Annotated in this window: 1 protein-coding gene; it reads left to right on the top strand. The window is 73.1% G+C overall.

Annotated features, from left to right (window positions below; translation table 11 throughout):
• The first annotated feature begins 138 nt into the window (after window positions 1-138).
• Window positions 139-1,002: an SRPBCC domain-containing protein gene (locus tag L0P92_RS44600; protein WP_234768834.1), complete on the top strand. Its 864-nt coding sequence runs from the start codon at window positions 139-141 to the stop codon at window positions 1,000-1,002.
• Window positions 1,003-1,058: the final 56 nt, after the last annotated feature.

Genomic DNA, 1,058 nt, shown 5'->3' with positions numbered 1-1,058 from the left:
GGTCGGGGCCCGGGCCGGGGCGGGAGCATACGTCCGCCGGGCCGGGGCGCGGGAGCATACGCCCGCGGGGAGGGTGCCCGGTGAGAATCCCCGGATGTTCGGGTGCGCTTCTCGCCATGCTGGGTAGGCTCGGGCCTCATGGAGCATGAGGTGTTCGTTCCGGTTGCGGCCGAGCGGCTCAGGGAGGTGCTGGCCGATCCCGTACGGGTCGCCCGGGCCGTCCCCGGGCTCCAGCAGGACGCCGGCGCCGAGCCGGTCGCCGGGCGGCTGAAGGTGCGCGTCGGTGGTCACACCATCACCTATCGGGGTACCGCTCGGGTGTCCGCGCGCGAGGACGGGTCGTACGCCGTCGAGGGCGACGCGACCGAGGCGCGGGGCACCGGGTCGGTGAAGCTCGCGCTGACGGTGTGGGTTCGGGAGGCCGAGGAGGGCTCTGGGGGCTCGGGGGCCACGGTGCGGTTCGAGGGGTCGGCTTCCGTGGATGGGCGGGTTGCGGAGTTCTCGGCGGACGCGGTTTCGGCGGCTGTGGGGCGGTTGCTGAATCGGTTCGGGGAGCAGTTGGGAGTGGTGGCGGAGCAGGAGCGGGAGGAGCGGGAGGAGAGTGCGGCGGACGGGGGTTCCGCCGTCGAGACTGCCGATGACGCCGCTGACGTGACTGCTGATCAGGGCTTGGCGCCGGGGGAGTTCGAGACTCGGGTCACCAGTGACTTCGAGACGACGCCGGATGCGGATGATGCTGCGGTGCCGGGGCCTGAAGTGGATGCCGGTGACGGTGGCGATGCCGGTGAGCCGCCCGTTGCGGAGGCCGCTCATGCTCGGCGGACGATGATCGGGCGCAGTGCGGAGGAAGTGGACCATGCGCCGCCGCGGGGGCGGTATGCGCCGGTTCCCGCGCCGCAGACGGTGGTACCGACTTCGGCGTTGCGGTGGGCTGCTCCGGCTGCTGCGGTGGTGTTGGCTTCGGCGATCGTGGTGAGCCGGGTGATCCGGCGCCGCCGCTGAGTTCCTCGCCCCCGCCGCCCCTACCCGTCCCATCCCTGGGGGCTCCGCCCCCAGAC

The sequence above is a fragment of the Streptomyces muensis genome (assembly GCF_021474425.1).
Classification (GTDB): domain Bacteria; phylum Actinomycetota; class Actinomycetes; order Streptomycetales; family Streptomycetaceae; genus Streptomyces; species Streptomyces muensis.
The sequence above is the reverse complement of the archived record's forward strand: the minus strand, read 5'-3'. Positions and strand labels throughout refer to the sequence as shown.

What these genes read in the sequence shown, in the direction of transcription:
- L0P92_RS44600 (WP_234768834.1), top strand. Translation starts at nt 139, where the DNA reads ATGGAGCATGAGGTGTTCGTTCCGGTTGCGGCCGAGCGGCTCAGGGAG.